This is a genomic window from Jiangella mangrovi (assembly GCF_014204975.1).
GTDB classification, from domain to species: Bacteria; Actinomycetota; Actinomycetes; order Jiangellales; family Jiangellaceae; genus Jiangella; species Jiangella mangrovi.
Genome location: NZ_JACHMM010000001.1, coordinates 1595611 through 1617141, shown reverse-complemented (window position 1 = coordinate 1617141; position 21531 = coordinate 1595611). Strand labels below are relative to the sequence as shown.

Sequence of the window (21531 nt, the reverse complement as noted above, 5' to 3'; positions counted from 1 at the left end):
CGGTCACCCTCGTCGTCGCGTCGGCGGACGGGTTCATCGCCGGTCACTCCTCAAGTGCGTCGTTCACATCCGACGCGGCCTCGCCGAAGGCGTCCTCGACCGACGCCCCCTCGAGCAGGACCTTCTGCTGGGCGGCCAGCAGGGCGGCGGCCAGCTCCGGACCGGCGGCCCGGGGCAGCTGCGGCGCCATCTTGGCGTCGGCCACGGCGTCGGCGAAGACCTGCACGTTGGCCGGCGGGCCGGGGAGGTCGCGCCAGCTGCCGGACTCGACGCCGTCGAGGGTCGGCGGCACCGTGGCGTAGTTCTCCTGCATGATCTTCATGCCGCCCTCCTCGGTGTAGAACCAGGTGAGGAAGTCCCAGGCGTTGTCCTTGCACTCCGACCGCTCCGACATCGACAGCCCGTAGCTGCCGCCGCCGATCGGGTGCTCGCCGTTGAGCATCGGCACCGGGGCGACGTCCCAGTCGGCGGTGAGCTGGTTGCGGAAGTTCGGCACGTTCTTGCGCGTGCTGAACGCCATGGCGACGCGGCCGCTGGCGAAGTCCGGCGGCGACGGGCTGGAGCCGATCTCGAACGGCGCGTAGGTGCCGTCCTGGTACGGCTGGAGCAGGAACTTCCAGGCCTCGATGGCCTCCGGCTCGCCGATGCCCGTCGTGTTGGAGTCCTTGTCGTAGACGAACCCGCCGTAGCTCTGGATGACGGGGTTGAACGTCGGCTGCGGGAGGTTGGCCCCCACGAAGCCGAACACCTCGCCGTTGCCCGCCGTGGTGATCTCCTTGGCGGCGGCGTAGAAGTCGTCCCACGTCCAGTCCTCGGTCGGGAGGTCGACGCCGTACTGCGCGAACAGGTCCTTGTTGTAGAACAGCACGTACGCGTCGGCGGCGACCGGCATTCCGTGGATCTCGTCGGGCAGGTCGATGGGCCGGTAGGCGTCGAGGAACTGCGGCAGGAACGAGTCCTCCTGCAGGTCGCCGTCGGACAGGAACGGCGTGAGGTCGGCGGTCACCTTCGACTCCGCCATCGCGTTGACCAGCGTGTCGATGTTCTCGAGTACGTCGGGCATCTCGTCGCCCATGCGCTGGGCCACGATGCTCTGCTGGTACTGCGCGTTGTCGTCGGGCAGCGTCTGCAGCTCGGTGTCGGCGCCGGACTCGTCCTCGTAGGCGGCGAGCACCTTCTCCATGTTCGGCGCGAACTGGGACCGGACCGCGACCTTGAGCGGGGCGCCCTCGCAGGCGCCCGAGGCGGAGTCGCCGCCGTCGCTCCCGCTGCCGCCACACGCGGCCAGCGCCAGGGAGCCGACCAAACAGATCGGCAGGAGGGCAGCCAGCCCATGTCTGCCGGGGTGTTGACGGACGTTCACCATCTGCCGGATCCCTTCTCCGTTGAAAGCGTCCTGCGGGCCGATTGATTATCGATAATCTAGCGCCACCGTCGGTCTGTCAAGACGTTTCAATCGCCCATGTGTCGCGAGGCGGTCCCCAGTTTCCGCCTGCCGGAATAGTCACGATGGTGAGGGGTGCCGGACAGTCGACGGCCCCCGGACCGTGGGTGGGACGGTCCGAGGGCCGACGTGCGGGGGCGGCGGGCGCCGCGTGTGGAGGACGGGGTGGGCTGGGGTCAGAAGGCGGCTTCGTCGAGGTCCATGAGGGAGTTGTCGGTGGCCTCGGCGACGGCGCGCTCGGCCGCCAGCCGGGGCAGGACCTGGCGGGCGAAGAACTGGGCCGCCGCGACCTTGCCCTCGTAGAACGCCTGGTCCTTGGCGGAGACCTCGCCGTCGAGCCGGCCCAGCGCCACGGCGGCCTGCCGCAACAGCAGCCACGCGACGACGAGGTCGCCGGCGGCCAGGAGGAGCCGGGTGGTGTTCAGGCCGACCTTGTAGACGTTGCGGACGTCGCCGCCCTCGGTGCGCTCGTCGGCGGACATGAGGAAGCCGACCATGGTGCCGAGGATGCCCTGGACGTCGGCGAGCGCCTTGGCCAGCAGCTCGCGCTCGACCTTCAGCCGGCCGCCGCCGAGCTCGTCGTCGACGGTCTGCTGGATCTGCTGCGAGAGCCAGCCGAGGGCCTGGCCGTTGTCACGGACGATCTTGCGGAAGAAGAAGTCCTGGCCCTGGATGGCGGTGGTGCCCTCGTACAGCGTGTCGATCTTGGCGTCGCGGACGTATTGCTCGAGCGGGTAGTCCTGCAGGAAGCCGGAACCGCCGAAGGTCTGCAGCGACTCCGAGCCCAGCAGCACCCAGGACCGCTCGGACCCGTACCCCTTGACGATGGGCAGCAGGAGGTCGTTGACGCGCTCCGCGGTCTCGTCGACCTCGCCGCGCGCGGCCGCCGCGGCGACGGCGTCCTGCATGGTGGCGGTGTAGAGGACCAGCGCCCGCATGCCCTCGGCGTGCGCCTTCTGGGTCATGAGCGAGCGGCGGACGTCGGGGTGGTGGGTGATGGCGACCCGCGGCGCGGTCTTGTCGGTGGCCCGGGTGAGGTCGGCGCCCTGGATCCGCTCCTTGGCGTACTCGAGCGCGTTGAGGTAACCCGACGAGAGCGTGGCGATGGCCTTCGTGCCGACCATCATGCGGGCGTACTCGATGATCTGGAACATCTGGGCGATGCCGTCGTGGACGTCGCCGAGCAGCCAGCCGACCGCGGGCTCGCCGTCGCCGAAGGTGAGCTCGCAGGTGGTCGAGACCTTGAGGCCCATCTTCTTCTCGACGTTGGTCGCGTAGACGCCGTTGCGCTCGCCGAGCTCGCCGGTCGATGGGTCGAACCGCACCTTCGGCACGATGAACAACGACAGCCCCTTGGTGCCCGGGCCGCCGGCGCCCTCGACCCCCACCGGCCGGGCGAGGACCAGGTGGACGATGTTGTCGCTCATGTCGTGCTCGCCGGACGTGATGAACCGCTTGACGCCCTCGATGCGCCAGGTGCCGTCGGGCTGCTGGAACGCCTTGGTGGTGCCGGCGCCGACGTCGGAGCCGGCGTCGGGTTCGGTGAGCACCATGGTGGCCGCCCAGCCGCGCTCGATCATGAGCTCGGCGATGCGTTTCTGTGCTTCGGTGCCGTTGCGCCAGATGACGCTGGCGAACGACGGGCCCGACGCGTACATCCAGGCGGCGGCGTTGGAGCCGAGAATCAGCTCGGCCGCGCCCCAGAAGACCGACGGCGGCAGCGGCGTGCCGCCGAGGCCCTCGGGCAGCGCGAAGCGCCACAACTCGGAGTCCATGAGCGTGGCGAAGCTCTTCTTGAACGACTCGGGCAGCACGACGGAGCGCTCGGCGGCGTCGTAGACCGGCGGGTGGCGGTCGGAGTCGGTGTACGACGCGGCGAGGTCCTCGCGGCTCATGCGGTCGACCTCGGCGAGGATGCTGCGCACCGTGTCGGTGTCGAACTCCGCGTAGCGTCCGCCGCCCAGCTGCTCGCCGCTGCCGAAGACGTCGAACAACGCGAACTCGATGTCGCGCAGGTTGGACTTGTAGTGGCCCATCGGGATCCTCCGTCGCAATTACTACCGGCGAGTAACTCCATGGTGCTACTAGTCGGTAACTTCGCGCAACCCAGGAACGCCCGGCGGCCCGCGTCCGTCCCATGGATATGCGACGACTAGGAACTCTCGCCGCGGTGGCCGGCATCGCGCTGCTGGCCGCCTGTGGCAGCGAAGACGCCGGCGACGACACCACCGCGGTCCCCGGCGACTCCTCTGAATCCGACAGCTCCACCGAGCCGGGTGTGCCGATCGTCGGCAGCCGCTGGGTGCTCGACGAGGTGACGGCCCAGGGCGCGACGGTCGAGCGCCCGGCCGACGCCGACGCCTACTTCCAGATCGACGAGAACGGCGACGTCACCGGCTCCACCGGCTGCAACGGCTTCAGCGGGTCGGCCGAGGTGAGCGACTCCAGCATCAGCTTCACGCCGCTCATCTCCACCCGCCGCGGCTGCTCGGGCGAGCTCGGCAAGATCGACTCCTCGATGCTGCAGGTGCTCAACGGCGACGTCACCGTCGAGGTCGCGGGCGACGTGCTCACGGTCACCAACGCCGAGGGCGACACCCTCAGCCTGACGGCGTCCGACGCCCCGTCCACGGACCTCGGCTGACATGCGACGCCCAGCAGCCCTCCTCCCGCTGCTGGGCGTCGTGCTGTTCCTGGCCGGCTGCGGCGACACCGCGGCGGGCGACGACGGCGACGGCTCCGGCGCCACGGGCGGTGGCGACTCCGGAGCCCTCGCCGGGCGCACGTTCGTCTCCACCGAGGACGTCGGCATCCCGGGCGGCGGCCCGCTGAACCTGCAGTTCACCGACGACGGGCGGCTGCTGGCCTCGGCGGGCTGCAACAGCGCCAACGGGCCGGTGTCGCTCGACGGCGGCCGGCTCGGCACCGGCGGCGGCCTCGCCATGACCGAGATGGGCTGCCCGGGCGAGCGCATGGACGCCGACCAGTGGCTCAGTGACCTGCTGGCCGCGGAGCCCACCTGGGAGCTCGCCGACGCGAACACGTTCGTGCTCACCGCGGGGGAACTCGTGATCTCGCTGACCGACCTCGAGGTGGTCGAGCCGCCGGTCGAGCTGACCGGGCGTCAGTGGGACGTCGACGGCCTCACTGACGGTGAGGTGGCCTCGTCCATGCCGGCCGGATTCGCCGCTCACCTGCGCTTCGACGACGGCGCCGTCACCGGGCACACCGGCTGCAACGAGCTCAGCGGCACGGCCACCGTCGACGGCGACGCCGTCACGTTCGCCGACATCGTGGTGAGCGACGCCGCCTGCGCCGACGGCGCCGCCTACGTGCAGGACATCGTGCTGCAGGTGCTCACCGGCGAGGCGCGGTTCGAGATCACCGGCAACCGGCTCTCGCTCGAGGCGCCCAGCGGGTTCGGACTGCAGGCGGTGGCGGCGGCCTGATGGAGGGCGGCGCACACCGGCGGCGACTGGGGCCGGAGGCACCCACGAGTCGTCGGTCGAGAGCGTGAGGGACTCGGAGCGAGTGAGTGTGGCGTGCGCCGCCCGACAGGCGAGATGTCGTTGACCGTGCGGTGCATCGTTTGTCACGGTTCGGCGCGGGTTTCCACAACTGATCCACAACCTGTGGGTCACGGACCGTATCGACCCGTCTGTGCCGGTGTACGTGCAGGTAGAAGACCCCTCGGACCCTTACCCCGAGGGGTCTTCACGATTCTTATCGCATCCGCGGATGAACGGTGCGTAACGACACGGCGTATCGCCGGGATCGATTCGAGTTGGTCGATCCCCAAACGTCCGCAATGCCTCACCCGTTACATTGATCACCGAGAACGGCAGGGGTGAGATGGCCGGACCAGGAGGCAGGGTGCGCGACAGGCTCAGCCGTGCCGAGTCGGCGCTGCGGTCGGCCGTGGCGCGGGGCGGCGAGGCGGACCTCGGGCGCGACATCGATCCCCGCTCCGTCGAGTCCGCCGATGCCTGGGACGAGGCGCGCACCGTCCGGGCCAAGGTCATCGACGAGCTGCTGCGCGACACCGGCGGCGTGCCCGGCGCCGCCGTCCGGCTCACCGGCGCCCGCATCACCGGCGGGCTGCAGCTGCGCTACGGCCGTCTCGAGCGCCCGCTGCGGCTGGACATGTGCTGGATCGACGACATCCTCATGCTGGCCGAGCTGACGGCGGCCGGCGTCGAGCTGATCCGCTGCCGCGTGCCGGACCTGCGCACCGAGTCCGTCGACGTGCAGAACGCCATCGCCGTCCGCGAGTGCCTGGTCGGCTCGGTCAGCATGGTCGACACCCACGTGCACCGGTCGGCGTCGTTCGAGGACAGCCGGTTCACCGGGCACGCCACGCTCGTGCACGCGCGCAACCTCAGTGTCGGCGGCGACCTCCTGCTCACCCGCGCCCGGCTGTTCGCCGCGTCGGGCGAGGCGGTCAACGCCGAGCGGCTGCGCGTCGACGGCGGGCTGGGCCTGGTCGGCGCCCGGGCCCGCGGACCCATCGTGCTGTCCGGCGCGACGGTGTCCGGCCGGGTCGACCTCACCGACGCCGTCCTGCGCAACCGCCACGGCGTCGCCCTCGACGCCCGTCGGCTGGTCGCGGGCGGCGTCCAGGGCCACGGGCTGCGCTGCAGCGGCACCGTCGACCTCGGGCACGCCACCATCGCCGGCAGCGTCGTGTTCGACGCCGCGGTGCTGGCCAACCCGGGCGGAGACGCGCTGGTGGCCAGCGACATCGAGGCCGACCGGCTCGAGGTCGAGAACGGCGCCCGCATCATCGGGCGCATGCTGATCCCGCGCGGCGTCGTCCGCGACACCCTCGCGCTGCGCGGCGTCGAGATCAGCAACCCCGGCGGCTACGCGCTGGTCGGCATCGGCGCCGCTGTCGGGTCGCTGGTGGCCGACCGCGCCCGCCTGGTCGGCCGGGTCATGCTCGATGACCTCGAGGCGACGTCCGCGCGGCTGGTCGGCACCCGGGTCACCAACCCGGACGACTCCTGGGCGGTCAGCCTGCAGTCGGCGACGGTGCGGCGCGACCTCAACCTCGAGCGGCTGACGGCCATGGGCGGGCTGAACATCAAGGGCATCCGGGTCGGCGCGGCGGTCTTCCTGGGCGGGGCGCACCTCGACGGCGGCTACCGCGCGCTGGCCGCGTCGCGCGCCGTCATCGGTGAGCGGCTGGTGCTGGGCCGCCGGTTCCGCTGCCGCGGCGACGTCGACCTCGCCCACGCCGACCTCGGCAAGAGCCTGGCCATGGACGGCGCACGCGTCCAGGGCCAGCTCCGGCTGTTCCAGGCACGTGTGCGCAGCGACGTGCTGTTGCGCGGCGCCTACATCGAGTCCTCCGGCATGGGCGTCGACGCCATCGGCCTGCGGGTCGACGGCCGGCTCACCGCCCGCGGCATGGTGTGCGACGGCGCCGTGCGGCTGACGGCTGCGGTCGCCGACAGCGTCGTGCTGACCGGCGCGCAGATCTACAACCCCGACGGCAACGCGCTCATCGCGCCGCGCATCGAGGTCCGCGGCGACTTCGTGGTGGGCGACGACCCGTACTCGTCCGACCTCGGCGGCTTCTGGGCCGACGGCGGCATCGTCATGCGCGACGGCAAGGTCGGCGGCGACCTCGTGCTCGACGGCGCCGTGCTGCGCCGGCCCGACCACCGGGTGCTCGACGGTACCGGCGTGCAGGTGGGCGGCAAGGTGTCCATCGAGCGGGCCGAGATCCAGGGCACCGTCTCGTTCGACCAGGCGCACGTGCGCCGCCGCTTCGTGCTCAGCGCGTCGACGCTGAGCGGGCACGGGGTGGGGTCCACCGACGGGCCCATCGTCTTCAGCGCCATCCAGACCATGTCCGACGAGTTCCTGGTCGACGGCGGCGTCTTCCGCGGCGCGCTGCGGCTCACCGGCTCGACGTTCGCGGCCGGGCTCAGCCTGCGCCACGGCGAGTTCGTCGCGCCCGGCCAGACGGCGCTGCTGCTCCCCGACGTCACCTGCGGGGTGTTCCGGCTGACCGCGCTCGACGTCGACGGCGCGGTCATCGTGGCGCGCTCGCGGGTGGGCGGCGACCTCATCGTCGACGGCGGCCGCTTCCGCCACCCCGGGCGGTTCGCCGTCGACGTCGCCGGCAGCACGGTGGGCGGCTCGCTGGTCGTCCGCGAGGCCGAGCTCACCGGCGGCATGGCGCTTCGGCGGGCCGAGGTCGGGTTCAGCGTGGTGCTGACGGCGCTGCACGGCGAGACCGGCGTCCGCGCCGACGGCCGCACGCCCGTCGAGGAGGTCGTGGCGGCGGCCGGGCTCAAGGTCGAGGGCAACCTCGAGTGCCGCGACGTCGAGCTGACCGGGCAGCTCTCGCTGGCCGAGGCCGCGCTGGCGGGCCGGCTGCTGGTCCGCGGCCGCACGACCCTGCGCAACCCCGGCCGCACCGCGGTGTTCGCGCCGAACCTGCGGGTGTCCGGCGCGGTCGAGCTGGGCTCGCGGCGCTCCACCGGCAACGGGCCGCTCACCATCGTCGGCGACGTCCGCCTCGACCGCGCGAACATCGGCGAGCTCTCCTGCGAGCAGGTCTCGATCAGCCAGGAGCCGCCGGCGGCCGGGCGCCCGGGCGGGACGGAGCAGGTGCGGCCGCTGGTCACGCTGCACGAGGCGGTGGTGGCCCGGCGGGTGCTCATGAACGACCTCAGCATCGAGACCGCGCCCACCTCGCGCGGCCGGCGGGCGGTCATCGACCTGTCCGAGATGCAGGCCGGCACCGTCGAGCTGCCGGCCGGCGAGATCGCCGTCGACCTGCGCGACTCCGAGGTCCGCACGCTGGTCATGGACCCCACTGACACCTCCATGGTCATGCTGTCGGGGCTGACCTTCGACGACCCCGGCGACGCCGACGTCGAGACCGCGCTGGCGTGGCTGCGCCGCGACCCCACCGGCTACCAGCACCAGGTGTACGAGCAGCTGGCCAACCACTACCGCCGCTCCGGCGACGACGCCGCCGCGCGCACCGTCCTGCTCGCCCGGCACCGCCACCGCCGCGACCTGCTGGGAACGTCGTCGCTGGGCCAGCTGCTGATGAAGGGCTGGGGCTACCTGCAGGACGTCACCGTCGGGTTCGGCTACCGGCCGGGCCTGGCCGCCATCTGGTTCGTCGGGCTGCTGGCGTTCGGGACTGCGTACTTCTGGGGCCGCGAGCTGGACCCCGTCGAGGTGAACGTCCACCCCACGTTCAACCCGATCGGCTACACGCTGGACCTGCTCATCCCGATCCTCAGCCTCGGCCAGGACAACGCCTGGGACCCCCGCGGCCTCGATCTGGTGGTCGCCTACGGGCTGGTCTTCTCCGGCGCGGTGCTCGCCACGACCGTCGTCGCAGCCGTCACGCGGGTACTGAACCGGCGGTGATCCGCGAAGTTGTCCACAGTTTCTGTGCACAGGGGTGTGGGTAACGCGGCCCTTCGCGCTCAGTACCTTGTGGACATCCTTGTGGGCGGCGGCCGACGGAGAAAATCTTGGTGAAACCCTCTTGTGCGGCTCTGACGACAGGACTAGAAATACCTCATCGTCATCGACGAGTTCGGAGCCGGAAAGCCGGGGTGACCTGGCCAAACGCGCCGAAGGAGTCGAGGGCGGGCCGGACGGATAACGGCAGTTCGCCACGTCGGGGCAACCCGGCGAACCGCACTCCGATGCGCGGGGCGGCTGACGGAGCCGGACGGCAGACCGGAAGGGCTGCGAGGCACCCACGGGCAACCGTGAGCCTTGCCGACTCGAGCCACCGTCATCGGAGGTGGCGAGCATCCGGCCGGTTCAACCGGTCGTGATGGTTCCGGTCGACTGAGAAGGCCCCTCGGACCCTTACTCCGAGGGGCCTTCGCCTTGCTCCCCTCCAGTCTAATTGCGTTGCCGCGTCCCCCGGTCAGGGGTAGACAGGGCGCGTGATCAACGCAGCCGCCGTCGCGGCCACGCCCACCCTCACCGGCGAGCGCATCCGGCTGGTCCCGCTGGGTCCGCAGCACGCCGCCGCGGTCTACGAGTCGCTGTTCGACGCCGAGTCCATGCGGCTCACCGGCACCCACCGCACGTTCACCCGTGCCGAGATCGACGCCTACTGCGCCAGCCGGGCCGAGCAGGACGACCGGCTCGACTGGGCCATCGAGGACGTCGGGACGGGCGAGTACGCGGGCGGCATCTCCGTCAACGACGTCGACGCCGACAACGAGGCCGGCGGCTTCCGCATCGACCTCGTCGAGTCCTACCGCGGCCGCGGCATCGGCCCCGAGGCGATCGAGCTCATGCTGGCCCACCTGTTCGAGGAGGTCGGGCTGCACCGCGTCGATCTCGAGGTCTACGCGTTCAACCCGCGGGCGCAGCGGTCGTACGAGAAGGCCGGGTTCGTGGTCGAGGGGCGGCTGCGCGAGTCGCTGCTCTGGGACGGCGAGCGGGTCGACACCATCGTCATGGGCCTGCTCCGCACCGACTGGCAGGCCCGCCGCAGCTTCTGAGGTGGGGCTGACCCCCCTGTGGAGCCGCCGGTCAGCGCCATGGGTGTCGCGTCGCCCGCTCCGTAGCGTCGATCCCGAGGTCGCGCACCCGGCGCGACGAGACCTCGGGAGCATCCGATGTTCGGTCTGGCGGTACGGACCCTGCGCCATCGCGCGGGAACCTTCGCGGCGGCGTTCGTGGCGATGGTGCTCGGCGCCGCCATCGTCATGGCCTGCGGCGGGCTCATGGAGACCGGCATCCGCACCGCGGTGCCGCCGCAGGAACTGGCCGGGGCGGACGTCGTCGTCGCGGGGGAGCAGCGCTACGACATCCCGGGCACGGACGAGTCGGCGCTGCTGCCCGAGCGGGTGCGCCTCGACGACGACCTGGTCGCGACGGTGTCCGCTGTCGACGGCGTGGCCTCGGCCGAGGGACGGGTCCTGGACGCCCCGGCTCCGTCGGGCACGGTCGACGCGATCGCCGTCACCGCCGCGCCGGGTGTCGGCACGGGCGCGCTGAAGGAGCGCATCGACGCAGCGCTGGACGGCGTGCCCGCGACGACGCTGACCGGCGACGCCCGCGGGCAGGCCGAGGTGCTGACGGCCCGGTCCAGCAGCGAGGACCTCATCGCGTTGGCCGGCGTCTTCGGCGGCTGGGCGACCATGGTGTCGATGTTCGGCGTGGCGTCGATGCTGGCGCTCTCGATCCAGCAGCGCGGCCGCGAGCTGGCGCTGCTGCGCACGGCCGGCGCGACGCCCGGCCAGCTGCGGCGCATGGTGCTCGGCGAGACGCTGCTGCTGTGGTTCGTCGCGACGGCGGCGGCGCTGGTCCCGGGCCGCTTCCTCGGCGAGCTCCTGTTCGAGCGGATGGCGGACGCGGGCGTGGTCCCGGCGGGCATCGAGTTCCGGCAGGGCTGGATCCCGGTCGTGACGGCGGTCGGCGCGGCCCTCGTCGCGGCCGTCGGCGGGGCGCTCATCGCCGGTCGCCGAGCGGCCGCCGTCCGGCCCACGCAGGCGCTGACCGAGGCCGCCCTCGACATCCGCGGCATGAGCCCCTGGCGGTGGCTGTTCGGCCTGCTGGCGCTGAGCGGCGGGGTCGCGCTCGGGATCGTCACGGTGACGGTCATGAGCGGCCCGCTGACGTCGAGCACCGCCGGTCCCGCCGTGATCCTGTGGGCCATCGGGATGGCGCTGCTCAGCCCGGTGCTGATCCGGGGCCTGACGGCGCTGCTGCAGTGGCCGCTCCGCGCGGTCGCCGGGACCGCCGGACACCTGGCGGTCCTCAACACCCGCGGCCGCACGAGCCGCACGGCCGCCGTCGTCGCCCCCATCATCATGCTGACCGGCATCGCCACCGGCACGCTCTACCTGCAGTCCACCGAGGACGCGGCGAACCGCGACGCCTTCGCGCGCGGGCTGGTGGCCGACGCCGTCGTGACGTCCGCGGACCCCGCCGGGCCCGAGCTGGTGGAGCGCGTCGCCGCCCTCCCCGGGGTGGCCGGCGCCTCGGCGCTGGTCCGCAGCACCGGCTTCGTCGAGACCCCGCACGACGACGCGCAGAGCGACGAGGGCTGGACGCTGCAGGGCGTGACGGCGGCGGGCGCGGCCGCGACCACCCCGGTCACGCCGGTCGAGGGTGCGCTGACCGGCCTGACCGGCGACACCGTCGCGCTGGCCGCGGACCACGCCCACACGCTCGGCGTCGGAATCGGCGACGAGCTGACCCTGCGGCTGGGCGACGGAGCGGCGGCGACGGTGCGCGTGGCCGCGACGTTCGACGCCGCCGACGACTACGACACGCTGCTGCTGCCGGCGGACCTGCTGGCGCCGCACACCGCGGCCGGTGGGGTGCACGAGGTCCTGGTGGCTGCCGAGGGCGACCCGGACGCCGTCGTCGCGGCCGTCGAAGAGCTGGCCGCCGCGACGCCCGGGCTGACCGTCGCCGGCCGCGACGCGCTCTTCGACGACTACGGCCACCTGCAGCGGACCATGGCGTTCGCCAACTACACCGTCGTCATCATGATCGTCGCCTACGCCGCGATCTCGGTGATCAACGTGCTGTCGGCGAGCACCGGCGCGCGGCGGCGCGAGTTCGGGCTGCAGCGGCTCACCGGCGCCACCCGCGCGCAGGTGATGCGCATGGTCGGCGCCGAGGGCGTGCTGGTGGCGGCCGTCGGCATCACGCTCGGGACGCTCGCCTCGGCCGCGACGCTGGTGCCGTTCAGCCTGGCGCGGGCCGACTCGACGACGCCGTCGGGCTCGCCGCTGGTCTACCTGGGCGTCGTGGCCGTGGCCGTGGTGCTCACGCTGGGCGCGACGCTGCTGCCGGCCCGGCGCGCGTTGCGGCAGCGGGCGGCCGAGGCGGCCCGGGCGGCGGACTGACGACCGGCGCGGGTCAGCCGGGCTGGGAGACGCAGAACTCGTTGCCCTCGGGGTCGAGCAGCACCGTCCACCGGTCGTGGACGCTGTGCACGCTCGCCCCGAGGGCGACCAGGCGGTCGACCTCGGCCGCGCGGTCCGGCGCCTCGACGTCGAGGTGCACGCGGTTCTTCACCGACTTCGGCTCCGGCACCTGCTGGAAGAACAGCGTCGGGCCGGGGCCGCCGACCCCCACCGTCGGGTCGGTCTCGGGGGTGAAGCCGAGGCCGGCCAGCCGCTCGATCTCGGCGTCGTCGTAGGGGAGGACGTCGTAGCCGTCGAGCACCGCCGCCCAGAACCGGGCCAGGCCGGGGGCGTTCTCGCAGTCGACCACGATCTCGCGCAGGGCTGCCATGGGCGAGAACGCTAGACGACGAGAGCCCCGGCCCACAGGGTGCGGGGCCGGGGCTCTTCGGACGTGCGGCGGGTCAGTCGTCGGTCTGGTCGTCGATCACGGCGTCCACGGCGTTGCGCCGGATCGAGTCGATGCCGTTGAGCGCGCTGCTCTTGCTCGTGTACGCCTCGCCGACGGCGATCGTCTCGCCGTTGCCGGCCTTCAGGCGGAAGCGGTACTGGTCGGACTTGTCCTTGTAGAGCTCGAACTTGCCTGCCATGAGGGTCCTCCGTGGGGTCGCCAGAGTTGGCAGCGCCAGATTAGAGCGCGCGGGTGAACCCTCGCAGCCCGAACCGGCCGTGTCGCACGCCGACGCCGTGGTCGGCCGGCGGATCGGGCCAATGTAGGGTCGACGGGGTGAGGACCGTTCTGGCCGTCATCGTCGTCCTGGCGATCGTGCTCGTCGCCGTCTGGGTCGTCCGGGCACTGCGGTCCCGGTCCGCGCCGGCACCGGCGCCCGTGCCCCGCGACCCGTTCGATCCGGGCGAGAGCACCTTCGGCGACCCCCGCACGCTGCGCGCCGGCGACATGGTCGAGCTGCTCGGCGAACGGCTGTTCGTGCGCGGCTCGCTGCGGCTGCGCGAGGGCGGCTACCAGTGGAGCGAGCACTTCCTCGACGACGTCGACGGCAGCCGGAGCTGGCTGTCGGTCGAGGAGGACCCCGACCTCGAGGTCGTCAAGTGGCTGAAGCTGCGCAACAGCGGGCTGAAGCCCAGCGCGGCGACGCTCAGCCACGACGGCGTCGAGTACCGCCGCGACGAGCACGGCACCGCGCAGTTCACCTCCGAGGGCACGACGGGCCTCGGGTCCACCGGACGGGTCGAGTACGTCGACTTCGAGGGCCCGCGCGGGACGTACCTCTCGTTCGAACGGTTCGAGGGCGGCGAGTGGGAGGTGGCCCGCGGCGAGCGCGTGCCGCCCGGCACCCTCACGATCTACCCCGGCAGCGACCCGGCGCCGCGCTGACGTGCTCGCGACCCTGGACGTACCCTACGTCGACACGCGGGCGGCCGACCTCGCCTGGACCCTCGACCACCCGGTCGTGCCGGCGCTCGCCGTCCGGGCGGCCGGACCGCTGGAGCTGCGGGTGCTGGGCGCCTCGCACCAGGTGGTGCTCGGCGGGCTGGTCGAGACGGTGGCCTGTCTGCCGGGTGTGCCCGCGGAGCTCCCCGGCGAGGTGCGCCGCCGGGCCGGCGGGTGGCACTACCGGTTCCACGCCGCCGTCGAGGAGCTGCCGCTCGCGACGCTGCGCGCCCGGGCTGCCGAGCTGCGCCGCCTGGCGGCCGAGCCGGACGCCGTCGTCGCCGCGTTCCCGGGCGACCCCGATGCCGTCACCGCCCTGCGCGCCGACCGGCTGGACGCCGACGCCGTCGCCTGGTCGACCTGGCACGTCTACCCCGGCGCCGGCCAGCTGGTCGGCACCCGGACGGAGCTGACCCGATGAGGCGCGCGCTCGTAGCCGGGCTGGTGGCCGCCGCGCTGACGCTGTCGGCCTGCGGGAGCGCCGACGACGACGTGCGCCGGGTCATCTCCGACAACTACGAGCTGGTCAGCCAGGACGGCGACTACTCCACCTACCGCTCCGACGACTCCGTCGACACCGTCGCGGCGATCGTCGAGGACGCCGCCACCGCGGGCCGCGACCACCAGGACACCACCGGCCGCTACCTCGGCTACGAGGACACCATGGTGCACATCGTGCCGGCGGCCGGCGGCGACGGCTCCGACATCGAGGTCACCGACGTCCGCGACGGCTACGACCGCTGGGGCCCGGTGATCATCCCGATCTGGGGCGCGTTCGGCGGCGGCTACCGCAGCGGATTCGCCGGTGGCGGCTCCGGGTTCGGCAAGTGACTGCTGTGAGAGGACGAGACCGATGATGATCGGCGACATCGACGTCGGCGAGCTGGCCGAGGAGGCCGGCGTCGTGCTGGCCTACTGCGGGGTCGGCCTGGCGATGCTGCTGCTCGGCTTCGTGCTCATCGACGTGCTGACACCGGGCAGGTTGCGCGACCTCATCTTCGTCGAGCGCAACCACAACGCCGCGGTGCTGGTCTCGACCGGGTTCCTCGCGCAGGGGCTGATCGTCGTCGCGGCCATCTACGCCAGCGCCGACGACGTCGCCGACGGCCTGGCCGGCACGGTCGTCTACAGCCTCATCGGGCTGGTGGTGAGCACGCTGGTGTTCCTGCTGGTCGACCTGCTCATCCCGGGCCGGGGGCGCCACGACCTCGTCCACGAGACCCCGCACCCGGCCAGCTGGGTGCTCGGCGTGCTGCGCATCGTGGTCTCCGGCATCATCGCGCTGGCCATCGTCTAGCGGCACGGAGGCCGGGCCACGTCCACCACCTCGACGACGACGCCGCGGGAGGCGCCGGCCGGCGGCTTCTCGCGGCCGGCGCGCGCGGTCATCCTGGCCGCGGCGCTGGTCTGCGCGGCCTGCGGGCTGGTCTACGAGCTGGCGCTGATCGCGCTCGGCGGCTATCTGATCGGCGACACCGTCGTCCAGGCATCGATCGTCGTCTCGGTCATGGTGTTCGCCATGGGCATCGGGTCGCTGCTGGCCAAGCCGCTGCAGCGGGCGCCGGCGGTGTCGTTCGTGCTGGTCGAGTCGCTGCTCGCGCTGCTCGGCGGGTCCGCGGTGCTGGTGCTGTACCGGGCGTTCGCGACCACCGAGCTCTACACGCCGCTCATGGTCGTGCTGGCCGCCCTGATCGGTGTGCTGATCGGCGCCGAGATCCCGCTGCTCATGACCATGCTGCAGCGCATCCGCGCGCAGGATGCCGGCAGCGCCGTCGCCGACATGTTCGCCGCGGACTACCTCGGCGCGCTGCTCGGCGGGCTGGCCTTCCCGTTCGTCCTGCTGCCGGCGCTCGGGCTGGTGCGCGGCACCATCGCGGCCGGCGTGCTGAACCTCGTCGCCGGCACCGTCGTGGTGGCCTGGCTCTTCCGGCGAACGGTGTCGCGGCGCGGTTGGACGGTCATCGCGGCCCTGGTGCTGACGGTGGGCGCAGTCCTGGCCGTGCTGCTGGTGCGGGCCGACGACCTCGAGGTCGACGCGCGGCAGCGGCTGTTCCGCGACCCGATCGCGCACGCCGAGCGGTCGGAGTACCAGGAGATCGTGCTCACCGAGCGGCACCGGCTGTCCGGGACCGACGACGTCCGCCTGTTCCTGAACGGCGACCTCCAGTTCGCCTCGCCCGACGAGTACCGCTACCACGAGTCGCTGGTGCATCCGGCGCTCGCCGGACCGCACCGCCGCGTGCTGATCCTCGGCGGCGGCGACGGGCTGGCCCTGCGCGAGGTGCTGCGCTACCCGTCCGTCGAGGAGGTCACGCTGGTCGAGCTCGACCCGGCCGTCCTCGAGCTGGCCCGCACGCACGCGAGCCTGCGTGAACTGAACCGGGACGCGTTCGCCGACCCGCGAGTCGAGGCGATCGCAGCCGACGCGTTCGGCTGGGTCCGCGAGCGCGGCGACGCCGGCGCCGAGCCGTACGACGTCGTGATCGTGGACATGCCCGACCCGGACTCCACCGCCACCTCGAAGCTGTACTCGCTGGAGTTCTACGGCCTGGTCCGCGAGCTGGTGGCCGACGGCGGGCGCATGGTCGTGCAGGCGGGCTCGCCGTACTTCGCACCGCGCTCGTTCGCCTGCATCGAGGCGACGGTCCGGGCGGCCGGGTTCGGCGTCACGCCGTACCTCGCGTCGGTGCCCAGCTTCGGCGACTGGGGCTTCCTGCTGACGACGCCCGGCACGCAGGCGGGCCCGGCACTGCAGGTGCCCGCCGATGCGCCGCCGCTGCGCTACCTGTCCGAGGACGTGCTGCGCGCGGCGACGGTGTTCCCGCCGGACCGCCGGGTCACCGACGCCGAGGTCTCGACGCTGCTCGACCCCGTGGTGCTCGAGTACGTGCGCGAGGAGTGGCGCGCCTACTGACGCCCGGCCGTCTCACGGGCAGCGCGGGATCGGTGCGCTGTACGTCGTGTTCGACCGGTTGGACACGTAGTAGTCGGCCACCCAGCGGCCGTCGAGCATCCGGTTCCAGACGGTGCTGGTGCCGACCGCCGTCCCCGCCTTCTGGCACATCACCCAGGCCAGCGCGCCGGTCGGGAGGGCGGTGCCGGTGACCGGGTAGCCGGTGCCCGGGCCCGTGCGGGCGTTCAGCGGCGTCGCGCTGGTGACCTGGCCCGGGTACATGCACCGCTGCAGCGTCGGCGAGAACGTGGTGCTCGACGGCGTCGAGACGTAGTAGTCGGCCACCCAGGTGCCATTGGACAGCCGGTTCCACACCGAGCTCGTGCCCACGCGGGTACCGAGGCCCTGGCACATGACCGCCAGTGCGCTGCCCGGCGCGTGGCTGCGCACCACCGGGTACGCCGAGCCCGGGCCGGTGCGGGCGTTGAGGGCGGTCGAGCTGGTCACGCGGTAGGTCCGCGCGACCGTGGCCGCGGGTGCGTCGAGCGAGTCGCTGTCGATGTTCAGCGTCACGCCGCCCCAGGTCTCGTTGTGGTCGCCGCGGTACTGCTTCAGCCGCTGGTGCCCCGCCCACTGCGCGTTGGGGGCGGTCGGCCAGCCGGTGAGCGACGGGCTGCCGTCCCAGCGGGCCATCCAGACGGCGTCCGGGCGGGCCCAGGTGGCGTTGCCGTACGACGCCGACAGGTCGCGCAGCCCGGAGTCCTGGTGCACGTAGACCCCGGCGAGGTAGCCGGAGGCGTGCAGCGTGGTGGTCCAGGCCGAGACGTAGCGGCGCACGGCGGTGACGCACGAGGCGTCGGTGCGGTCGTAGTGCTCGACGTCGGCGTAGAGCGCGCTGCCGGGGAGCAGGCCGAGCGCCCGGGCCTTGGCCACGGCGTCCTGCGCCTCCGACGCGCCGTAGGTGGTGGCGTTGGCGGCGGTGTACCGGTACGGCTTGCTGCCCAGCATGCACGACGGCTGGCGCCCGAAGTAGGTCGGCAGCAGCCGCCAGCCGGTCGCCGTCGCGTCGCGGACCCAGGCGGCGGTGAGGTTGGGCTGGGCGCAGCCGCGGTTCACCCCGCCGAAGTAGATGTTGACGGTGCGGTATGGCGAGGCCCGCCAGGCCTGCAGCGCCGCGATGGACGGCGCGGTGCAGGTGTCGAAGCCCAGCCCCGGCGCGAGGGTCGACGACGCGCCGGACGGATAGGAGACCGGAGAGTCGGGCAGTGCCGCGGCCCCCGTGACCGATGCGGCCACCAGGACCGCCGATGCCGCGGCCGCAGCCGTGGCCCTGCCGAGTGAGCGTGTCCAGCCGAGCATGATCGACCCCCCGTCGCCATGATTCGAGTGTGCTCCCGAAAACCGGCTGTGAACAGGGATGTCGCGGGGTCTTTATGGATTCGCGACCGTGGCGACGGGCGCGTCCAGCGAGTCACTGTCGATGTTGATGGTGACGCCGCCGTGGGTCTCGTTGTGGTCGCCCAGGTACTGCTTGGCCCGCTGGTGGTTGGCCCACTGGCTGTCCGGCGCCGTCGGCCAGCCGGTGAGGGCCGGGTTGCCGTCCCAGCGGGCCATCCAGACGGCGTCGGGGCGGGCATACTCGGGGGAGTCGTAGACGGCGGAGAGGTCGCGCAGCCCGGAGTCCTGGTGCACGTACACCCCGGCCAGGTAGCCGGCCGCCTGCAGCGTGGTGGTCCACGCCGACACGTAGCGGCGCACGGCCGTGACGCACGAGGCGTCGCTGCGGTCGTAGTGCTCGACGTCGGCGTACAGCGCGCTGCCCGGCAGCAGCCCGAGGTGCTCGGCCTGCGCGAGGGCGTCCTGCGCGTTGGCCGCGCCGATGGTGGTGGCGTCGGCCGCGGTGTAGCGGTGCTCCTTGCTGCCCAGCATGCAGATGGGCTGGTGGCCCATGTACGTGGGCAGCAGGTGCCAGCCCATGCCGCTGACCGTCTGGACCCACGACGGCGTCAGGTTCGGCTGCCGGCAGCCGCGGTTGATGCCGCCGAAGTAGATGTTGACCGTGGTGTACGGCGACGTCCCCCACCACGCGTCGAGCGCGGCGACCGACGGCGCGGTGCAGGTGTCGAAGCCGAGGCCGGTGGCGATGGTGGGCGCCGGGATGCGGGCGTCTCCGGCGCTGACGGGGCCGGCGGCGGTGAAGGAGGCGGCGGCGAACAGGACGGTGGCGGCGATGACCGCGTGGCGTCTCCGGGTCATGCCGACAGTCATATCATCGCGGCGGCGACCGGCGATAGGTCCCTTCGGCCAGCTCCGCGGGCTACGGACGCAGCACCGTCACGCCGGTCGGCGAGCCGTCCGACATCGCCACCAGCGCGTCGACGCCCTCCTCGAGGGTGAGCTCGCGGCCGAGCAGCAGGTCCGGGCGCAGCGTGCCCGCCGCGATCTCGGCCAGCATGGCCGGGTAGTGGTGCGCCGCCATGCCGTGGCTGCCCAGCAGCTCCAGCTCGGCCGCGACCACGGGACCCATGGCCACGGCCTGGGTCGCGTGCTCGGCCAGCAGCAGACCGGCCTGGACGTGCCGGCCGCGGCGGCGCAGCCCGCGCACGGAGTTCAGGAACGTCGTCGTGCTGCCGAGGGCGTCCAGCGACAGGTGCGCGCCGCCGCCCGTCGCCTCGTGGACCGCGGCCACGACGTCGGTCCCGCTGCTCGCGTCGACGGCGACCGCGGCGCCCACGCGCCGGGCCAGCTCGAGGGCCGGTGCGGAGACGTCGACGGCGACCACCCGCGCGCCGTGCGCCGCGGCGATCATGACCGCCGACAGCCCCAGCCCGCCGCAGCCGTGCACGGCCACCCACTCGCCGGCCGCGACCCGGCCCTGCTGCACGACCGCCCGGTACGCCGTCGCGAAGCGGCAGCCCAACCCGGCCGCGGTGGCGAAGTCGACGGCGTCGGGCAGCCGGACCAGGTTGACCGCCGCGTGCTCGATCGCCACGTACTCGGCGAACGAGCCCCAGTGGGTGAAGCCCGGCTGCGTCTGCCGCTCGCAGACCTGGTGGTCGCCGGCCCGGCACTGCTCGCAGTCGCCGCACGCGCAGACGAACGGGACGGTGACCCGCTCGCCCGGCCGCCAGCCGTGGCCCCGGACGTCCGGCGCGACCTCGGCGAGCACGCCGGCGAGCTCGTGCCCCGGCACGTGCGGCACCGTGACGTCGTCGTCGTGGCCCATCCAGCCGTGCCAGTCGCTCCGGCAGAGGCCGGTGGCCTCCACCCGGATGACCGCGCCGCCCGGCGGGCAGACCGGCTCCGGGACGTCACGGACGACCGGCCGTTCGCGAAACCTCTCGTACACCATCGCGCGCACTGGACGACCTTAGGTCGTTGACGAAAAAGGCCGGTGCCGCGGGCGGGCTCGGAGCTATAGTCCGCGTGGACCACCTGCACGTTTCGGAAGGCTGGAAAGTGGCGATCAACGATCTGTTCGACGCCGCCATGGCCGTACCGGTCGTCCCGTTCACCTTCCTCACCATCGCGGTGGTCGTTTACTGGCTGCTGGTCATGGTCGGCGGCACCACGCCGCAGGCCGGTGACGCGGCGCCCGGGCTGCGCGCCGCGGCGGGGCTCGACGGCGTCCCGCTGAATGTCGCGGGGTCGCTGTTCATCGTGCTGACCTGGCTGGCCACGATGATCGGCACGCTGGCCCGCGGCGGCGACATCGCGGTGCGGCCGCCGGGCGTGCTGGCGTCTGCGGCCATCGTGGTGCTGGGGCTGGCGCTGGCCGCCGCCAGCACCGTGGCGCTGGCCCGGCCGATCCGGCGGATCCTGCGCGCCGGCGCGGTCGCCGACCCGGCCCGGCTGGTCGGCAGCGTGTGCGTGGTGCGCACCGGCGCGGTCGGCCCCGACGCCGGCCAGGCCGAGGTCACCGGCGCCGACGGTGCCGCCGTCGTCATCGAGGTCCGCCACGACGGCGTCGAGGCGCTGCGCCCCGGCAGCACCGCGATGATCCACGACTACGACGCCGACCACGGGGTCTTCTGGGTGACGGCGTTCGACCCGAAGCTCGGCTACCGGCCCTGAGGTCCCGAGAAGGGGCCGGACCTGCAGGCCCGGCCCCTGGCCGGTCGATCGGACTGTCACGACTGGACCGGCACGGTCACCACGTCGGAGACCACTCCGTCCTCGAGGAGCGTCAGCGTGGCCTCGGTGAAGGCGACGTCGACGATGTTCGGCGTCCATTGGTTGTTCGGGCAGGTGGGCGTCGGCGGCAGCGGCTCAGGGTCGTCGCTGGTGATGTCGAAGACGAACTGGCCGTTGCGCGGCGTCGGCAGCGGTGTCGTCGTGCCGGCCACCGTGACCTCGGTGTCCTGCCCGGGGGCGCGGTGGCCTGCCGGGTTGATGCAGACGACTTCGGCGATGCCGGTCGCCTCCACGGTGATCTCGAAGGTGGTGCCGCCGAGACCGGGCGACCTTGCCGTCGCAGGTCACCTGGGTGCCGATGTCGGAACACTCGGGGGCGTTGCCGCCGCCCTCGATGAAGTGGCCGCTCTGTGCGACGGCCGCTGTGCTGGCGAATCCGAGCAGTCCGAGTACGGCCACCAGGATGATGATGATGCGTTTCATGTCATCCCCCGTTGGATGTCATGGGAGTTCCACGTTCGTGCTGCGGAGTTTGCGCTGCGGATCGATCGCGGATCGCATCGGTGGTGCGCGTGCTCGTGCGTGGACTCTCATGCCCCCCGGCCGGGCGGGAGCACCGGCTGCTCGTGCCCCCTGCGCCGGTCCCTCCGCACGCGACGCTAGACCCGGCCGCACAGGCGAGGCAAGGGCGTGGTTCGGCCCAATCAGCCAGGTTGACCTGCGGTGATGAAGTGGGCAGAGCCAACCA

18 protein-coding genes and 1 pseudogene are annotated in these 21531 nt (G+C 72.7%); 11 read left to right on the top strand and 8 right to left on the bottom strand.

What is annotated here, in order from left to right:
- Positions 1-43 precede the first annotated feature (43 nt).
- On the bottom strand, positions 44-1306 hold the full coding sequence (locus tag HD601_RS07515) for an ABC transporter substrate-binding protein (protein ID WP_184820667.1): 1263 nt from the start codon (positions 1304-1306) through the stop codon (positions 44-46).
- A gap of 314 nt (positions 1307-1620) precedes the next feature.
- A complete protein-coding gene (locus HD601_RS07510; protein ID WP_184820665.1) occupies positions 1621-3480 on the bottom strand; it encodes an acyl-CoA dehydrogenase in 1860 nt (619 codons plus the stop codon).
- A gap of 101 nt (positions 3481-3581) precedes the next feature.
- Between HD601_RS07510 and HD601_RS07505 the strand changes: the two genes are divergently transcribed.
- The 5 genes from HD601_RS07505 (at position 3582) to HD601_RS07485 (ending at position 12303) form a co-directional block, all read left to right on the top strand.
- Positions 3582-4088, top strand: coding sequence for an META domain-containing protein (locus HD601_RS07505; protein ID WP_184820663.1), 507 nt, complete (start codon positions 3582-3584; stop codon positions 4086-4088).
- A gap of 1 nt (position 4089) precedes the next feature.
- Entirely contained in the window at positions 4090-4893 is an 804-nt protein-coding gene (locus HD601_RS07500; RefSeq protein WP_184820661.1) for an META domain-containing protein, read from the top strand.
- A gap of 424 nt (positions 4894-5317) precedes the next feature.
- Complete coding sequence (locus HD601_RS07495) at positions 5318-8842, top strand: hypothetical protein (protein WP_184820659.1); 3525 nt, start codon at positions 5318-5320, stop codon at positions 8840-8842.
- A 533-nt stretch (positions 8843-9375) separates the two neighbouring features.
- Positions 9376-9942 carry a GNAT family N-acetyltransferase gene (locus HD601_RS07490; protein ID WP_184820657.1) on the top strand — a complete coding sequence of 189 codons (567 nt, stop codon included), beginning with the start codon at positions 9376-9378 and terminating at the stop codon, positions 9940-9942.
- A gap of 117 nt (positions 9943-10059) precedes the next feature.
- Positions 10060-12303, top strand: a complete 2244-nt coding sequence (locus HD601_RS07485; protein WP_184820655.1) for an FtsX-like permease family protein — start codon at positions 10060-10062, stop codon at positions 12301-12303.
- Between the two features lie 13 nt (positions 12304-12316).
- Here HD601_RS07485 and HD601_RS07480 read toward each other — a convergent pair whose 3' ends face one another.
- Together HD601_RS07480 and HD601_RS07475 are read right to left on the bottom strand one after the other, a co-directional pair.
- The gene (locus tag HD601_RS07480) at positions 12317-12694 is read right to left on the bottom strand and encodes a VOC family protein (RefSeq protein WP_184820653.1); all 378 of its coding nucleotides are present in this window, start codon (positions 12692-12694) and stop codon (positions 12317-12319) included.
- A gap of 73 nt (positions 12695-12767) precedes the next feature.
- Complete coding sequence (locus HD601_RS07475) at positions 12768-12953, bottom strand: YegP family protein (RefSeq protein WP_184820651.1); 186 nt, start codon at positions 12951-12953, stop codon at positions 12768-12770.
- Positions 12954-13090: 137 nt separating this feature from the next.
- Between HD601_RS07475 and HD601_RS07470 the strand changes: the two genes are divergently transcribed.
- The 5 genes and pseudogenes from HD601_RS07470 to HD601_RS07450 form a co-directional block, all read left to right on the top strand.
- A complete protein-coding gene (locus HD601_RS07470; RefSeq protein WP_184820649.1) occupies positions 13091-13699 on the top strand; it encodes a DUF4178 domain-containing protein in 609 nt (202 codons plus the stop codon).
- Position 13700: 1 nt separating this feature from the next.
- Entirely contained in the window at positions 13701-14177 is a 477-nt protein-coding gene (locus tag HD601_RS07465) for a DUF2617 family protein (RefSeq protein ID WP_184820647.1), read from the top strand.
- Entirely contained in the window at positions 14174-14587 is a 414-nt protein-coding gene (locus HD601_RS07460) for a DUF4247 domain-containing protein (RefSeq protein ID WP_184820645.1), read from the top strand. Before HD601_RS07465 ends, HD601_RS07460 begins: the two co-directional genes overlap by 4 nt.
- Positions 14588-14609: 22 nt before the next feature.
- Positions 14610-15053 (top strand): DUF350 domain-containing protein, encoded by a 444-nt coding sequence (locus HD601_RS07455; RefSeq protein ID WP_221440670.1) that lies wholly within the window; start codon positions 14610-14612, stop codon positions 15051-15053.
- Between the two features lie 15 nt (positions 15054-15068).
- Positions 15069-16670, top strand: a pseudogene (locus HD601_RS07450) (polyamine aminopropyltransferase); the annotation flags it as partial.
- Positions 16671-16682: 12 nt separating this feature from the next.
- Here the strand turns inward: HD601_RS07450 and HD601_RS07445 are convergent.
- From HD601_RS07445 to HD601_RS07435, 3 genes are all read right to left on the bottom strand, one after another.
- Entirely contained in the window at positions 16683-18008 is a 1326-nt protein-coding gene (locus tag HD601_RS07445) for a glycoside hydrolase domain-containing protein (RefSeq protein WP_184820643.1), read from the bottom strand.
- A gap of 72 nt (positions 18009-18080) precedes the next feature.
- Positions 18081-18905 carry a DUF1906 domain-containing protein gene (locus HD601_RS07440; protein ID WP_184820641.1) on the bottom strand — a complete coding sequence of 275 codons (825 nt, stop codon included), beginning with the start codon at positions 18903-18905 and terminating at the stop codon, positions 18081-18083.
- Positions 18906-18966: 61 nt separating this feature from the next.
- Positions 18967-20010, bottom strand: coding sequence for an alcohol dehydrogenase catalytic domain-containing protein (locus tag HD601_RS07435; protein WP_184820639.1), 1044 nt, complete (start codon positions 20008-20010; stop codon positions 18967-18969).
- A 98-nt stretch (positions 20011-20108) separates the two neighbouring features.
- On the opposite strand from HD601_RS07435, the gene HD601_RS07430 reads away from it, so the two are divergent.
- Positions 20109-20723, top strand: a complete 615-nt coding sequence (locus HD601_RS07430; protein ID WP_184820637.1) for a hypothetical protein — start codon at positions 20109-20111, stop codon at positions 20721-20723.
- 56 nt (positions 20724-20779) lie between these two features.
- On the opposite strand, the gene HD601_RS33010 is transcribed toward HD601_RS07430, so the two are convergent.
- Positions 20780-21076 (bottom strand): hypothetical protein, encoded by a 297-nt coding sequence (locus HD601_RS33010; protein ID WP_221440666.1) that lies wholly within the window; start codon positions 21074-21076, stop codon positions 20780-20782.
- Positions 21077-21531 lie beyond the last annotated feature (455 nt).

Bases quoted from the DNA above. Each gene is read 5' to 3' on its own strand.
- HD601_RS07475 (WP_184820651.1), bottom strand. From the start codon at position 12,953: ATGGCAGGCAAGTTCGAGCTCTACAAGGACAAGTCCGACCAGTACCGC.
- HD601_RS07510 (WP_184820665.1), bottom strand. From the start codon at position 3,480: ATGGGCCACTACAAGTCCAACCTGCGCGACATCGAGTTCGCGTTGTTC.
- HD601_RS07440 (WP_184820641.1), bottom strand. From the start codon at position 18,905: ATGACCCGGAGACGCCACGCGGTCATCGCCGCCACCGTCCTGTTCGCC.
- HD601_RS07460 (WP_184820645.1), top strand. From the start codon at position 14,174: ATGAGGCGCGCGCTCGTAGCCGGGCTGGTGGCCGCCGCGCTGACGCTG.
- HD601_RS07445 (WP_184820643.1), bottom strand. From the start codon at position 18,008: ATGCTCGGCTGGACACGCTCACTCGGCAGGGCCACGGCTGCGGCCGCG.
- HD601_RS07505 (WP_184820663.1), top strand. From the start codon at position 3,582: ATGGATATGCGACGACTAGGAACTCTCGCCGCGGTGGCCGGCATCGCG.
- HD601_RS07485 (WP_184820655.1), top strand. From the start codon at position 10,060: ATGTTCGGTCTGGCGGTACGGACCCTGCGCCATCGCGCGGGAACCTTC.
- HD601_RS07455 (WP_221440670.1), top strand. From the start codon at position 14,610: ATGATGATCGGCGACATCGACGTCGGCGAGCTGGCCGAGGAGGCCGGC.
- HD601_RS07500 (WP_184820661.1), top strand. From the start codon at position 4,090: ATGCGACGCCCAGCAGCCCTCCTCCCGCTGCTGGGCGTCGTGCTGTTC.
- HD601_RS07480 (WP_184820653.1), bottom strand. From the start codon at position 12,694: ATGGCAGCCCTGCGCGAGATCGTGGTCGACTGCGAGAACGCCCCCGGC.